This window comes from Streptomyces sp. NPDC045846 (genome assembly GCF_056431605.1).
The window spans coordinates 163,599-177,696 of the sequence record NZ_JBWKKJ010000008.1 but is presented as its reverse complement, the minus strand read 5'-3'; the positions used below and the strand labels follow the sequence as shown (position 1 = coordinate 177,696).

Annotated in this window: 11 protein-coding genes; 4 read left to right on the top strand and 7 right to left on the bottom strand. The window is 72.9% G+C overall.

The genetic code is table 11. The features are described 5' to 3' along the window. Positions 1–50 precede the first annotated feature (50 nt). Positions 51–614 carry a hypothetical protein gene (locus AC07F3_RS23440; RefSeq protein WP_479116421.1) on the top strand — a complete coding sequence of 188 codons (564 nt, stop codon included), beginning with the start codon at positions 51–53 and terminating at the stop codon, positions 612–614. Between the two features lie 61 nt (positions 615–675). Here the strand turns inward: AC07F3_RS23440 and AC07F3_RS23435 are convergent, their stop codons facing one another. The 5 genes from AC07F3_RS23435 to AC07F3_RS23415 form a co-directional block, all read right to left on the bottom strand. After that, the gene (locus tag AC07F3_RS23435) at positions 676–3,711 is read right to left on the bottom strand and encodes an NPCBM/NEW2 domain-containing protein (protein WP_479116420.1); all 3,036 of its coding nucleotides are present in this window, start codon (positions 3,709–3,711) and stop codon (positions 676–678) included. Between the two features lie 136 nt (positions 3,712–3,847). Then, on the bottom strand, positions 3,848–5,077 hold the full coding sequence (gene mshC / locus AC07F3_RS23430; RefSeq protein ID WP_479116419.1) for a cysteine--1-D-myo-inosityl 2-amino-2-deoxy-alpha-D-glucopyranoside ligase: 1,230 nt from the start codon (positions 5,075–5,077) through the stop codon (positions 3,848–3,850). Positions 5,078–5,324: 247 nt separating this feature from the next. Beyond that, a complete protein-coding gene (locus AC07F3_RS23425; RefSeq protein WP_479116418.1) occupies positions 5,325–6,146 on the bottom strand; it encodes an SCO1664 family protein in 822 nt (273 codons plus the stop codon). Next, positions 6,110–6,700 (bottom strand): DUF3090 domain-containing protein, encoded by a 591-nt coding sequence (locus tag AC07F3_RS23420; RefSeq protein WP_114041504.1) that lies wholly within the window; start codon positions 6,698–6,700, stop codon positions 6,110–6,112. The genes AC07F3_RS23425 and AC07F3_RS23420 overlap by 37 nt, the downstream gene beginning before the upstream one ends. Before the next feature lie 68 nt (positions 6,701–6,768). Continuing rightward, positions 6,769–7,455 carry a histidine phosphatase family protein gene (locus tag AC07F3_RS23415; protein WP_479116417.1) on the bottom strand — a complete coding sequence of 229 codons (687 nt, stop codon included), beginning with the start codon at positions 7,453–7,455 and terminating at the stop codon, positions 6,769–6,771. A 59-nt stretch (positions 7,456–7,514) separates the two neighbouring features. On the opposite strand from AC07F3_RS23415, the gene corA reads away from it, so the two are divergent. Beyond that, entirely contained in the window at positions 7,515–8,510 is a 996-nt protein-coding gene (gene corA / locus AC07F3_RS23410; RefSeq protein ID WP_479116416.1) for a magnesium/cobalt transporter CorA, read from the top strand. Here the strand turns inward: corA and AC07F3_RS23405 are convergent, their stop codons facing one another. Further along, on the bottom strand, positions 8,511–9,299 hold the full coding sequence (locus AC07F3_RS23405) for a ferritin-like domain-containing protein (RefSeq protein ID WP_479116415.1): 789 nt from the start codon (positions 9,297–9,299) through the stop codon (positions 8,511–8,513). A 215-nt stretch (positions 9,300–9,514) separates the two neighbouring features. Continuing rightward, positions 9,515–10,570 (bottom strand): LLM class F420-dependent oxidoreductase, encoded by a 1,056-nt coding sequence (locus tag AC07F3_RS23400; protein ID WP_479116647.1) that lies wholly within the window; start codon positions 10,568–10,570, stop codon positions 9,515–9,517. Between the two features lie 170 nt (positions 10,571–10,740). Between AC07F3_RS23400 and AC07F3_RS23395 the strand changes: the two genes are divergently transcribed. Beyond that, positions 10,741–11,724, top strand: coding sequence for an aldo/keto reductase (locus AC07F3_RS23395; protein WP_479116414.1), 984 nt, complete (start codon positions 10,741–10,743; stop codon positions 11,722–11,724). After that, positions 11,721–14,045, top strand: coding sequence for a helix-hairpin-helix domain-containing protein (locus AC07F3_RS23390; protein ID WP_479116413.1), 2,325 nt, complete (start codon positions 11,721–11,723; stop codon positions 14,043–14,045). The genes AC07F3_RS23395 and AC07F3_RS23390 overlap by 4 nt, the downstream gene beginning before the upstream one ends. The last annotated feature ends 53 nt before the right edge of the window (positions 14,046–14,098 follow it).

The window sequence follows — 14,098 nt, the reverse complement described above, 5'->3', positions numbered from 1 at the left end:
CCGGACACCGGACGGCGAACGGAACTCACAACAGGGAAGGTGACACCCGCATGAGCACCACCCCGCAGATGAGCCAGCAACACCAGCAGCACCCGCAGCAGTACGGCCAGCAGCCGGGCCAGCAGGGCCCCAGCACCTCCCCGCCGCAGGGCTTCGGCCAGCAGGGCATCGGTCAGCAGGGGTTCAACCCGTCGTACCAGCAGGGCATCGGTCAGCAGGGCTTCGGCCAGCAGCAGATCCCGCCGCAGATCCAGCAGCAGCTCCAGCAGCTCGGCCAGCAGCAGCCCTACCAGCAGCTCCTCCAGCAGATGGGCGGCCAGCAGGGACAGCAGGGCCAGCAGTCCATCGGTCAGCCGCTGGTGCTGCCGGCCGCGGTCAACAGCTCCGCCCTGGTCAGCGGCATCGCCACGAAGTTCTGGGACGTCGTGGCCCCGCTGCCCGGCCAGCCCTCGATCCTGTACTTGTTCATCGACGGCAGCTGGCGCCAGCTGGCGAACCCCAGCCCCGCCACGCATGACGGCGTCCAGGTGGCCTTCGCCTTCGGGCAGCAGGTCATCGGGTTCTACGACACCACCAACAGCCTCATCCAGGCGATCGTGGTGAACAAGCAGTAGCGCCAACTCCCGCACAGAGGGCGCCGGGTGGGCAGGTCCCCGCCCGGCGCCCGCGGCGTGCCTAGGCGCAGCTGAACTTCGCCGCGGCCCAGTCCCCGTGGTCACCGGACTTGGAGTTGTTGGTGTCGGTCACCAGGAGGTGGACGTGTCGGGCCGCGCCGAGCGGAACGTTCACCGGCACGGTCGCCGAGGCCCCGGTCACCCTCGGCGAGGTCCAGAGCACCTTGCCGTCCGCCACGACGGAGAAGGCCACCTCCCCGTAGCCGTTGATCTCGTCGTCGATGCCGACGTCGGCGGTGAAGGCGGTGCAGCGGCCGCCCGTGTAGACCTCGATGTCGGAGTCGGCGTGGGCGCCGATGCCCTTGGCGTACGTCTTCCCCGCGAGCGTGAGGGTGTGCCCGTCGGAGGCCCCCGACTCGCCGTTGGACCGGTCGCGTTCGGGCGGCCCGTACCCGTTGGTCCGGGTCAGCCAGACCATGTCACTGGCCCAGGTGTCCTTCGAGGGCGGCGGCGGCATCACGGAGACCGCGATCCGCTGCTGTGAACTTCCCTGCCGGGAAGTCGAGTTGGCCGTCAGCGTGGCCTCGCCGGGTTGGGCGTCGGGTGCCGGGGTGACCGCCACCTCGACGCGCCGCGTGGTGCCCGCCGGGACCCGGTCGAGCGTCGCGGCGGGGCTCACGGTCCATCCGGCCGGGGCGGCGAGGGAGACCCGGACGCCGGTCGCGTCCCTGGTTCCGGCGGTGACGTCCACGGCCACCGTGCCGGGCGCGCCCGCGCCGAGCTCCTGCCCGGCGGGCGCGGCCAGGGTGACCTGGGCGCCCGGCGTCCGGCCGCCCACGGCGCTGGTGTCCTTGAGCTTCACCTCGAACGCCTGGTCCGTGCGCAGGGTCGCGGTCTTCACGAGCACCACGCCGCCCCGGTCGCCCGGGTCGTAGAACCAGCCCGTGGCCGCCTTGTCGTACGCGGCCCTGGAGCCGAGCCGTGCGAGCCGGTGCCCCGCGACCTCCACGGTGGCGGGCGCGCTGCCGGTGTGCAGCGTCAGCACATAGGGACGGGCGGTCTGCTTGCCCGTGAACTGCCCGTCACTCGCGCCCACTTGGACGGTCACGTCGCCCGGTCCGCGCTGCGGGGCGGCGACATCGGCACGCTGGGTGGCGTACGCGCCGGAGCGGTTGGCGCGGGTCACGCCGTCGTCCTCGTACAGCCGGAAGGAGGAGCGGCCCTGAGGGTAGATGTCCCAGGCGAGCGGGGAGGCCGCCGTGCGGTCCTGGTAGCTGCGGATGCCGGGCCACATCGGGACGGCGGCGCCCGCCTTCACGAACAGTGGCAGCGTGTCGAGCGGTGCGCTGTAGCCGTCGACGGTCGTCGGCCCCTGGTAGGTGCGCCCGCTCCAGTAGTCGATCCAGGTGCCCCGGGGCAGGTAGATCCCGTTGCGTACGGTCGTGTCCTGGTACACCGGCGCGACGAGGAAGTCCTCGCCGGAGAGGAACTCGTACTTGGCTGCGTCGGTGGCCGCCTTCGGGTCGTCCGGGTACTCGAGGGCCAGCGGCCGGACCGGCCCGATGCCGGTCCTGGTGGCCTCGTGGGCGTAGGAGTACATGTAGGGCAGCAGCGACTCCTTGAGCAGCAGGTAGTTCCGGTTGATCGAGGTGTAGGGCTCGCCGTACCGGTAGGGCTGCTTGTCGCTCGCGGCCCAGCCGTCCATGGTCATCACGGCGGGCAGGAAGGACTTCCACTGGAGATCGCGCGTGTAGGTCTTGGGGCTGCCGCCGAAGATGCCGTCGATGTCACCGCTGGTGTAGGCGAGGCCCGACAGGGTCGCGCCCGCGTAGGTCGGGATCTGCCAGCGGATGTAGTCCCAGCTGCCCGACTGGTCGCCGGACCACTGGACTCCGCAGCGCTGAGCGCCCGACCAGCTCTCCGGCGCCCAGGTGAAGCCGCGGGCGTCGCTGTTGGCCTCGATGCCCTGGTAGGCGGCCTTGCAGCCGTCGAGGGCGTGCTTGTACCCGTCGCCGACCCAGGCGACGTCCAGCTTCGCCACCCGCTGGCCCGCCTTGACCTGGTCGGCGAGCTTGTCGAGGCCGTCCTCGGTCCACAGGCCCAGGTGCATGGAGTCGTTCTGGAGGCCCTTGGCGGTCTCGGGGAGGTTCTCGTAGCCGCAGCCGTAGCCGTCGTTGACGAGCATCCAGCCGTTCGGCATGCCGTTGGACTTGTACGCGTCCGCGATCTTCACCGCGTCGAGGGTGTGCCGCTCGCCCCGGTTGGCGTTGTGCAGATAGCAGTCGGAGTCGCCGGGTTCGAGTCCGTACACGGGCGGCAGGAACGGCTTTCCGGTCAACCGGGTGTACGCGCCGACGACTTGTTTGGCGTCACCGGCGAAGTAGTAGGCGTCGAAGCGCCGTTCCCTGGCGCTGGCCGTGACGGGCTGTCCGAAGACGTACGTGTTGGGGGCGTATGTGTTGCGGTAGACGCCGTAGCCGGCCGTGGAGAGGTAGAACGGCACGGAGTTGGGGTGGCCGCCGTCGTTCCAGTTGTCGTCGACGCCCACCTGGACGGTCTGGTCGCGGTGCGAGGTGTTGCCGCGGCCGTTCTGCATGCCGCCGCCGTAGAACTGCTCGGTGGCGCCCCGGGACAGGGTCTGGGTGGTGGCGTCCTTGGTCCAGCCGAGCGGCTTGGTCTCGGCCCACAGCCGGGTGCCGTCCGCCTTGTAGAGGGCGAAGCGGAGAGGGGACTTGAAGGCGCGCAGGGTGACCTTGTCGGTGCTCAGCTCGTAACGGTCGCCCCGGTCCTTCCAGCGGGTGGCGGGCGGCTTGCCCTGCGGCAGGACGATGTCGGAACCGGTCGGGTCGGTGAACTTGCCGTCCGGGGCGAGTTCGATGCGGAAGGTGTCGGCCGCCACGAAGCTGACCCGGGCCTCGGCCGCACCCGCGTGCAGCTTGAAGACGGAGCCCGCGGCGGCCTCGAAGCCGGTCACGTCGCCCACGGAGGTGTCGGCCGGGGTGTCGGCCTGCGCGCTGCCGGGTCCGGCGAACACCGCGAGCAGACCGAGCACGGCCGCCCCCGCGAGCGCCACTCTCGTGCGTATTGGTGATTGCATATAGCGTGTTTAGCGCACGAACGAGCATTGGACCATGGGGCGGGCAGGCAAAAAACGGAACCGCCCCCGGACTCACGAGGAGTCCAAGGGCGGTTCCGGCAGGGCGGGTTGGCGCGTGTCGTGGTGGTTCGGGTCCCTACAGGGCGACACCGAGGAGGGCGTCGACCGTACGCGACACGAGGCCGGGGGCGGCCTCGTCCGTGCCGCCGTCGGCCTCCTGGCGCTCGGCCCAGCGGTCGACCGCGGCGAGGGCCGCGGGCGCGTCCAGGTCGTCGGCCAGGGCCTCGCGGACCTCCTCGACCAGGGCGTCCGCGGACGGCCCGTCGGGGCGGGACACGGCGGACCGCCAGCGGTCGAGGCGCTCGACGGCGTCCTGGAGCACCTGGTCGGTCCACTCCCAGTCGGCCCGGTAGTGGTGGGCCAGCAGGGAGAGCCGGATGGCGGCCGGGTCCACGCCGTCGCGGCGCAGCTTCGACACGAACACCAGGTTGCCCTTGGACTTGGACATCTTCTCGCCGTCCAGGGCGACCATGCCGGCGTGCACGTACGCCTTGGCGAAGGGGTACTCGCCGGTCAGCGCCTGGGCGTGCGAGGCGCCCATCTCGTGGTGCGGGAAGACCAGGTCGGAGCCGCCGCCCTGGACGTCGAAGCCCATGCCGAGGTGCTCAAGGGCGATGGCGACGCACTCGATGTGCCAGCCCGGGCGGCCGCGCCCGAGGGAGGCGCCGTCCCAGCTCGGCTCGCCCTCGCGGGCGGCCATCCACAGCATCGGGTCGAGCGGGTTCTTCTTGCCGGGGCGCTCGGGGTCGCCGCCGCGCTCTGCGGACAGCGCCCGCATGAACGCCGCGTCGTAGTGCGAGACGCCGCCGAAGTGCGGGTCGCTCTCGACGGAGAAGTAGACGTCCCCTTCGAGCTCGTACGCCGCTCCCGCGTCCCTGAGCCGTTCGACGAGCGGGACGATCCCGGGTATCGACTCGACCGCACCGATGTAGTGCTTCGGGGGGAGCAGCCGCAGGGCGGTCATGTCCTCGCGGAACAGGGCGGTCTCGCCCTCGGCGAGCTCGACCCAGTCCTTGCCGTCGCGCAGGGCCCGCTCCAGCAGGGGGTCGTCCACGTCCGTCACGTTCTGGACGTAGTGAACCTGCCGCTTGGTGTCGAGCCACACGCGCTGAACGAGGTCGAACGCGTTGTAGGTCGCCGCGTGACCCATGTGGGTCGCGTCGTACGGGGTGATCCCGCAGACGTAGATACGGGCGACGGGACCGGGGTCGAGGGTGACAGGACCGCCGGTCGCGGTGTCGTGGATCCGGAGGTCGCGGCCCTTGCCGGGCAGGGCGGGGACCTCAGAAGCGGGCCAGGCATGCATGTACATGAGCGTAACCGGACGCACGTTCCGGATACGAACCGGATACCGGTCTTGGCCGAATCCCCCCTCTTGCGCACCCCGCCCCAAGACTGCTACTTGGGGCTCCGCCCCAGACCCCATGCGGGCCAGCACCGTACTGCTGAGGGGCGCGGGGAACTGCGCGACGGGCCACGCACGGCCCGCGGTCGAAAGCGGGGTGGGGGCGCCCGCACGGTCCGGGGGCGAGGTGCCCCGGGGTGGGGGAGGGTCACACCGGGGGCCAGGGGATGGCGGGCCACTCCCCCGAGGGCTCGGGGTGCACCCCGGTCGCCAGCAGCGCGGCGACCCGCGCCCGCAGCGCGTCCACCTCGGCCGCGGTGAGCAACTGGGCCAACCGGGTGGCAAGGGGCTCCAGGGGTCGAAGGGCCTCGGCCAGGCCCTTCAGGGCGCCCACCGCCTCCGAGGTGAGCGGCTCGCCCGCCCACCCCCACAGCAGCGTCCGGAGCTTGTCGTCCACATTGAACGTGACCCCGTGGTCGATCCCGTAGAGCCGCCCGTCCGGTGCGGGCAGCAGGTGCCCGCCCTTCCGGTCCCCGTTGTTGATGACCGCGTCGAGCACCGCGAGCCGCCGCAGCCGCTCGTCGTCGGCGTGTACGAGGAGCGCGGTGCGCCCCTCACCGACCTCGGCGAGCGCGACGGCCTTCCAGCCCTCGGCGGGCTCCTCGTCGTCGACGAGCGCGAGCAGCCCGGAGTCCCCCTCCACCGGCTCGATCCACAGCTGGACCATGCCCTCGCCATAGGGGCCCTCGCGCAGCACGGTGGGCGGCACGAGGTCCCAGCCGGTCGCGAGCGACACCTCGTACGCCGCGACCTCGCGCTGGGCGAGCGTGCCGTCGGGGAAGTCCCACAGCGGCCGCTCCCCGGCGACGGGCTTGTAGACGCACTCCGCGCTGTCCTCGCCGTACGAGACGGAGCAGTACAGGACCGCGTTGGACGCCTCGCGGATCCGCCCGAGGACGGTGAGCTCACCCCGGGCGAGGAGCTCGGCGGAGGTCAGGCTCCGCGGCGGTATCCGTTCTGGCGCGGGCATACGTGTCCTTCCGGGTCGAGCGGGAGGCTGCACAGCGGGCACGGCGGCCGGCCCGCGTTCACGACGTCGAGGGCCCGCTTGGCGAAGGCCCGGGCCTGGGCTCCGGTCAGGCGCACCCGCAGCATCGGCGGGCCGTTCTCCTCGTCCTGGAGCATCCGCTCCTCGGCCTCGGCCAGATCGTCCTCGGTGTCCGCTTCGAGCTCGACCAGGGCCTGCGCCTCGATGATCATGCGCTGTTCGTCGCCGTCCCAGGCCAGCGCCATGGTGCCGACCCGGAACTCCTCCTCGACGGGTGAGTCGAGGGGCGCGGTGTCGGTGACGTCGGGCGGGGCCACGGCGGGCACAGGAGCGTTTCCCCCGGTCCTGCGCACGACCTCGTCGAGCAGCTCGTCGATCCGCTCGGCGAGCGCCGCGACCTGGGTCTTCTCCAGGGCGACGCTGGTGGTGCGGCTGCCCGCGGACGCCTGAAGGAAGAACGTACGGCGCCCGGGGAGCCCGACCGTGCCGGCCACGAAACGGTCCGGCGGGTCGTAGAAGAACACCTGACGGGACACGTTCTGGTCTCCCTAGTTCGGAGTTGGAGCGGCGGTTTTCGGCGCGTCCACCCTACTGCGCGCGGCGATCACGGTGCTCCCGCACCGCCACCGACCTCGGCCTGTTCGTCCGCGGGGGCCTCGCGCGGGGCCAGGGAGGCGAGGTCGCCGGTGTCGCCGAGGCGTACGAGGTAGGGGCGCAGGCGGGTGTAACGGATCACCGTGAGGGAACACGGTTCCACCGAGATCCGCTGAAAGAGGTCGAGATGCATGCCGAGGGCGTCCGCCACGATGGACTTGATGATGTCGCCGTGCGAGCACATGGCGTAGACCGCGTCGGGGCCGTGCTCCGTCTCGATCCGGGTGTTCCAGTCCCGTACGGCCTCGACGGCCCGGGTCTGCATGGCGCGCATCGACTCGCCGCCGGGGAACGCCGCGTTGGAGGGGTGCTGCTGCACGACCTCCATCAGCGGCTCGGTGGAGAGCTCGGAGAGTTTGCGGCCCGACCAGTCGCCGTAGTGGCACTCCCCGATCAGGTCCTCGGGGTGCAGCGGCAGCCCGGGGCGGGCGTCCAGGAGCGGCTGGACGGTCTCGCGGCAGCGTTGCAGGGGGCTGGTGACGACGGCGGCGAGCGGCACGGAGGCGAGCCGGGCGGGCAGGGCGGCGGCCTGGGCGCTGCCGCGCTCGTCGAGGGCGACACCCGGCGTCCAGCCGGCCAGCACCCCCGCCGTGTTGGCGGTGGAGCGTCCGTGGCGTACGAGGATCAGCGTGGCCATGCCCGCCAGCCTAGGCGCCGGGCGGCCGGCGGGTGCGGGCGGCTCCCGTTCACGGGACAATGCCCGCGATGATCGTCGACTGTGCCATCTACCGCGACGGCCGCCGCACGGACGGCCCCAAGGACTTCTCGGACGCGCTCGGTGAGGCCCGCGCCGCCGGGGACAGCTTCGTGTGGATAGGGCTGCACGAGCCGACCGAGGAGGAGTTCGACCTGGTCAGCAGCGAGTTCGGGCTGCACGCGCTGGCCGTGGAGGACGCCCTCAAGGCACATCAGCGGCCCAAGCTGGAGGTGTACGACGACTCGCTGTTCATGGTGCTCAAGCCCGTCGTGTACGAGCCCCGCAGCGACACCGTCTCCACCGGCGAGCTGATGCTCTTCGTGGGCGACAGCTTCGTGGTGAGCGTGCGGCACGGCGAGGGCGCGCCCCTCAAGGCGGTCCGGCAGCGTCTGGAGGCGGAGCCCGAGCTGCTGCGGCACGGGCCGACGACGGTCCTGTACGCGGTGAGCGACGCGGTCGTCGACCACTACACGGACGTGGCCGCGGAGCTCCAGACCGACCTGGAGGAGCTGGAGGCGCTGATCTTCTCGCCGACGGGCGGCGGCGACACCAAGAACACCGCGTCGCGGATCTACACCTTCAAGCGGCAGGTCCTGGAGTTCCGCCGGGCCACCGGCCCGCTCGCCCAGCCCGTGCAGCGCCTGGCGAGCGCGGGGGTGCCGTTCGTGAACGCCGAGTCGCAGCCGTTCTTCCGCGACGTGAACGACCATCTGACCCGCGCCAACGAGGCGGTGGAGGGCCTGGACCGGCTGCTGTCCGACATCCTCTCGGCCCATCTCGCCCAGGTGAGCGTCCGCCAGAACGACGACATGCGGAAGATCTCGGCGTGGGCGGCGATGGCGGCGGTCCCCACGATGGTGGCCGGTGTGTACGGCATGAACTTCGACGACATGCCCGAGCTCCACTGGTGGTGGGGCTACCCGGCGGTGATCCTGCTGATGGTCGTCCTGGAGGTCGTCCTGTACCGCCTGTTCAAGCGGCGGGGCTGGCTGTAGTCAGGCGAAGCCGGGCGCCGCGACGGCGGGTCCGCCCAGCGCGTCGCGCCGCTCGGGCATGGTGAGGCTGACCATCCGGCGCCATCCCGCGAGCCGTTCGTAGGCGTACACCGCGTGGATTCCCGCGGCGAGGGCCGCCCTCTTGGCGCGTGGCCAGTGGAGGATCCGCCCCATGTGGGCCATCACGGCGAGGCTGACGTCGCGGTAGACCCGGATCTCGGCGAGCGCGCAGGCGCGCAGCGCCTCCTGGATCGCGCGGGCGTGTCCGGCGCGGGCCAGGCGCAGCAACTCCTCGTGGCAGTACGCCAGATGGTTGTCCTCGTCGTCGGAGATCATCCGCACCGCGCGCCCGATGCCGGGGTCCGCGCCGAAGTGCTTGCGCAGCAGCTCCATCTGTTCGGACGCGCGCTGCTCGGTGACCCGGCTGTGGGCGAGGTAGACGACGACGTCCCTTTCGCTGAGCGGCTTCTCGCCCCGGAGCAGCGCGTGACCGAGTCCGATGCCGTTCTGTTCGAGCAGCATCGTGTAGTCGGTTTCGGGCGGTACGTCGACGGGGCTCAGGCCGCGCTTCTTCATCAGCGCGTGGAAGATCCGCCCGTGCTTGTCCTCGTCGGCGCCGTGCCGGGCGACCTTGGGGGCGAGCGCGCGGCATTCGGCGGGCAGGAGGGCGGCGATCCGGCCGTTCTCCCAGCCTCCCTGGGACTCCCCGCTGGCCGCGATGGAGCAGAAGAGCCGGAACGACTCGTCGTCGTCGAGGATCTCCTGGAACAGGCTCTTGGCCGAGAGCATCGCCGTACCTCCGGGGTCGCACAGGGACCATGCGAAACCGAGTCAAATGCGGCAGACCACCCGCGGCAACAGGGGTCCCGGACCCACTGGGCCGAACGAAGGAATGTGCGGTGCCCCCACCGCCGTAACCGGGCGGCGCGGCCGGGCGTTGTCAGGCAGACGGCCGTGGCGGGGAAGACCCCCCGAGCCCCCACCACGGCCGCAGAGCCCCTCCCCTACGCGAGCCCCGCGCGCTCCAGCGCCTCGGTGCCCGCGCGCAGCGAGGCGAGCCGCTCGTCCAGCGTGAAGCCGGCCGGGGCCAGGGTCAGCGTGGTGACGCCCGCGGCGGCGTACGCCTGCATCCGGTCGGCGATCCGCTCCACCGAGCCGAGCAGCGTGGTCGAGTCGATGAGCTGCTGCGGCACCGCGGCGCCCGCGCCCGCCTTGTCCCCGGACAGGTACTTGTCCTGGATCTCGGCGGCCTCCTTCTCGTATCCCATGCGCTGAGCGAGCTGGTTGTAGAAGTTCTGCTTGCGGCTGCCCATGCCGCCGACGTACAGCGCGGTGTACGGGCGGAACATGTCGGCGAGGGCGGGTACGTCGGCGTCGGCGCCGAGCGAGATCGGCAGCGTGGGGCAGACGTCGAAGCCGTCCATGGTCAGGCCTGCCTTCTCGCGGCCCGCCCGGATGTGGGAGATCGCGGTGGCCTCGATGTGCTCGGCGGCCGGGAAGATCAGCAGCGCGCCGTCGGCGATCTCGCCGGTCTGCTCCAGGTTCTTGGGGCCGATCGCGGCGATGTAGAGCGGGATGTGCTCGCGCTGGGGGTGCACGGTCAGCTTGATGGGCTTGCCGGGGCCGCCGGGCAGCGGCAGCGTCCAGTGCTCGCCCTCGTAGGAGAGCCGCTCGCGCGTCATCGCCTTGCGGACGATCTCGACGTACTCCCGGGTGCGGGCGAGCGGCTTGTCGAACTTGACGCCGTACCAGCCCTCGGAGACCTGGGGTCCCGAGACGCCGAGGCCCAGGCGGAAGCGGCCGCCGGACAGCGAGTCGAGGGTGGCGGCCGTCATCGCGGTCATGGCGGGCTGGCGGGCCGGGATCTGGAGGATCGCGGAGCCCACGTCGATGCGTTCGGTCTGGGCGGCGACCCACGCCAGGACGGTCGGCGCGTCCGAACCGTAGGCCTCGGCCGCCCAGCAGACGTCGTAGCCGAGCTTGTCCGCCTCCTTGGCGACGGCGAGGTTGTCGCCGTCCATTCCCGCGCCCCAGTAGCCGAGGTTGATGCCGAGCCGCATGGCCGATCCCCTTACTCGTCGTGACGCGTAGGTACGCGTCCACTCCCGCGTCTTACTCATGAGTAACGTTCCTGTGCCGGGGACTCTAGCGCGCGGTGGCGCGCTGCGGCAGGGCCGAGTTGTCCACAGGCTCTCTCCCCGTGGGCCCCCGGCCAGTAATCTCAGCGCCCATGGAGCAGAGGCATCTCGGCCGCACGGGCCTGCGCGTATCCCGGATCGGGCTCGGCACCCTGACGTGGGGCCGGGACGTCGGCGAGCAGGACGCCGCCGAACTCCTGAAGGTCTTCTGGGACGCGGGCGGCACGCTCATCGACACGGCCGACGTGTACGGCGGCGGGGACGCCGAGTACCTGCTCGGGCAGCTGGTCGAGCGGCTCGCGCCGCGAAGGGACCTGGTCATCGCGACCAAGGCGGGCAGCGTGCCCGACCCCGACCGCCGTTTCGACGGCTCGCGCGGCCATCTCCTCAGCGCCCTCGACGCCTCCCTCGAACGGCTGGGCACCGACTACGTCGACCTCTGGCAGGTCCACGCCTTCGACCCCGCGACCCCGCTGGACGAGACCCTCCAGGCCCTGGACATCGCGGTCAGCAGCGGTCGGGCGCGGTACGCGGGCATCTCGAACTTCTGCGGCTGGCAGCTCGCCAAGGCCGCGACCTGGCAACTCGCCGCGCCCGGGGTACGGACCCGGCTCGCGAGCACCCAGATGGAGTACTCGCTGCTCCAGCGCGGCGTGGAGCGCGAGGTCCTGCCCGCCGCCCTGGACCTGGGCGTCGGCCTGCTGCCCTCCTCGCCGCTCGGCCGGGGCGTGCTCACGGGCAAGTACCGGCACGGGACGCCCTCGGACTCGCGGGGCGCGTCGGAGGGCCTGTCCGCGTTCGTGGCGCCCTACCTCGACGAGGCGGCCAGCCGGATCGTCGACGCCGTCTGCATAGCGGCCGACGGACTCGCCGCGACACCCCTTCAGGTGGCGCTGGCCTGGGTGAGGGACCGGCCGGGAGTGGTGGCGCCTATCATCGGCGCGCGCAACGCGCAGCAGCTCGCGGCGGCATTGTCAGTGGAGGCCCTTAGTCTTCCTGACGAGATCTGCCAGGCGCTCGACGATGTGTCGGCGCCCGTGCACCGCTATCCCGATCAGGACTGGAGCACGCTGTGACTGCGCTTCCCCAGGGCTCGGCCCCTGGATCCACGGCCGACGAATCCGCCGGGGCGGAGGTGGCGCCCGAGACCGCGCAGGCGTCCGCCGACGCGCAGGCCGACACCGTCGGCGACCCCGCCGTGGATGGCGCGGACACCGCGGTCGGTGCCGGATCCGCGACCGCGGAGGTGCCCGGCCCCGAAGGCGACCTTGGCCCGGCCGGGGAGACCGCCGAAGAGGCCGGGGCCCCCGAGCCCGACAGCGACAGCCCCGCCGGGCCCGGGACCGCCGAGGACCCCGGGCCCGAGGGCGCAACCGGGAGTCCCGAAACAGCCGAGTCGGCCGACGCGAAGGCGCCCGAGATCTCCGAGGCGGCGGCGGAGCTCGCGGCCCAGCGGGAGCTGCGGGCCAGGATCGAGCAGCGCAAGGCGGAGAAGGAGGCGCCGATCACGGCCGGCGCCAAGCTGAGCGGGCAGGCCGCCGACCTGCTCGCCGCGGTGCGGGCCGTGGAGAGCGGAGAGAAGTCGGGAGCCGCGTTCTTCGGCGGCCCGCCGCCCGCCCCCCGCAAGCCCGCCCCGGCTGCGCAGGCCGCCCCGGTACGCCCGCAGGCGGCCCCGCGGCCCGCGCCCGCCGCTTCGGCCGAGGCCCTCGGCTCCGTACGTGACGTGCTGACCCGGGGCGGCGCGCCCGAGGCGCTGGCCGCCCAGGTCACCGGTGCCCTCGGCGAGCACGCGGCCGAGCGGCTCGGTGCGGACCCCTGGCAGCTCCTGGCCGTGCCCGGGGTGCGGCCCGAGCAGGCCGACGGCTTCGCGCGGGCGCTGCTCGGCGCGGAGTGCCGACCGGACGACGAGCGCAGGTCGGCCGCGCTGGTCGGCTGGATCCTGGAGCAGGCGGCCGTCCAGGGGCACACGGCGCTGGCGGCGGACGACGTGCGCAAGGCGCTGGCCGGGCGCTCCGTCCCCGATCCGGACGAGGCGGTGCAGCAGGCCATCGCCGAGGGCGTGGTGCTGGTCTTCCAGGACGGCCTGGCGGACGAGCCGACGTCCGAAGAGGACGACGGCGCCGGGGCCGAGGCGGCGGAGCCCGCCGAGCCGGTCGAGGTGCTGCTCGGGCTCGACCGGTACGCCCTGGCCGAGGAGAGCCTGGCCGACGGCCTGGCCCGCCTGCTCAACTCGCCGGTGCGCGAGGACGGTTCGGTCTGGCCGGAGGGCGGCGAGCTGGTCCGCGCGGTCGCGGGCAGCGGCCTGGTGGCGCACACCGGCGGCGAGGCCGCGCGCGCGGAGTCGGCGGCGGTGGTGACGGCGGCCGCGGCGGCCGGACTGCGCGCCGCGGGCGCGGCGCACACCGCGGACGGCCGGCGTCGGCTGGCCGAACTGACCGGCCCGCTGGCCGCGTTCACGGTCGCCGGGCTGCTGTCCGGCGAGGGCCCCGGCCGGGACGCGGACGGCGCGCTCGCCCTCGACGTCCTGGTGGTGCAGGACGCGACGCAGCTCGACGTGGAGACCGCGGCCGCGCTCGTGGAGTCGCTGCCCGACGGCTGCCGTCTCGTCCTGAGCGGCGATCCCGGGGTGCTCGGCCCGGCGGGCGCGGGTCTGGTCTTCCAGGACGTGCTGGCCGCCCGGGTCTGCCCGCTCGTGGCCTCGCGGATGCCCGACCCCGGGCCGGTCGGCGAGCTGGTCTCGGGCATCGGCATCGGCGAGCTGAACCAGGTCGAGGCGCCCGGCAAGGAAGTGGTGATCGTCCCGGTGCGGGACGCGGGCGAGGCGGTGCACCGCTGCGTGCAGCTCCTCGCCGACTCGATCCCCCGGGCGATCGGCATCCCGGCGGACCAGATCCAGGTCGTCACGGTCGGCCACGGCGGCTCGGCGGGCACCCGGGCGCTGAACGCGGCCCTGAAGCAGCGCCTGAACCCGGGCCCCGGCCGCTTCGGCGGCTTCGACCCGGCCGACCGGGTGGCCTACGCCCAGGCCCCCGGCCGCACGGTCACGGGCACGGTCGTGGGGGCGGACGCCGAGGGACTGCGCCTCGACTGCGCCGGCACGCCCGTCCTCGTACCGAAGGAGCGCGTCGAGTCCGCGCTGCGGCACGGCTGGGCGCTGACCGCGCACCAGGCGATCGGGATGCGCTGGCCCGCGGTGGTCGCGGTGCTGCCGGGAGACGCGGCCCAGGGGCTCAACCGGGCATGGGTGTACACGGCGTTCGGCCGGGCGGAGCGGCACCTGTCCGTCGTCCACGGCGTGGACCAGGCGCTCCCCCGGGCCGTCGCCGAGATCCTCCCGGCGCCGCGCACGACCCGCCTCACCCCGCTGCTGCACGGCCTCCTGAAGACCCCGCGGTAGCCGCACACGGCAGAGGCCGCGCACCCCTTCGACGGGGTGCGCGGCCTCTGCCG

Bases quoted from the DNA above. Each gene is read 5' to 3' on its own strand.
- AC07F3_RS23440 (WP_479116421.1), top strand. From the start codon at position 51: ATGAGCACCACCCCGCAGATGAGCCAGCAACACCAGCAGCACCCGCAG.
- AC07F3_RS23435 (WP_479116420.1), bottom strand. From the start codon at position 3,711: ATGCAATCACCAATACGCACGAGAGTGGCGCTCGCGGGGGCGGCCGTG.
- mshC (WP_479116419.1), bottom strand. From the start codon at position 5,077: ATGCATGCCTGGCCCGCTTCTGAGGTCCCCGCCCTGCCCGGCAAGGGC.
- AC07F3_RS23425 (WP_479116418.1), bottom strand. From the start codon at position 6,146: ATGCCCGCGCCAGAACGGATACCGCCGCGGAGCCTGACCTCCGCCGAG.
- AC07F3_RS23415 (WP_479116417.1), bottom strand. From the start codon at position 7,455: ATGGCCACGCTGATCCTCGTACGCCACGGACGCTCCACCGCCAACACG.
- corA (WP_479116416.1), top strand. From the start codon at position 7,515: ATGCCCGCGATGATCGTCGACTGTGCCATCTACCGCGACGGCCGCCGC.
- AC07F3_RS23405 (WP_479116415.1), bottom strand. From the start codon at position 9,299: ATGCTCTCGGCCAAGAGCCTGTTCCAGGAGATCCTCGACGACGACGAG.
- AC07F3_RS23400 (WP_479116647.1), bottom strand. From the start codon at position 10,570: ATGCGGCTCGGCATCAACCTCGGCTACTGGGGCGCGGGAATGGACGGC.
- AC07F3_RS23395 (WP_479116414.1), top strand. From the start codon at position 10,741: ATGGAGCAGAGGCATCTCGGCCGCACGGGCCTGCGCGTATCCCGGATC.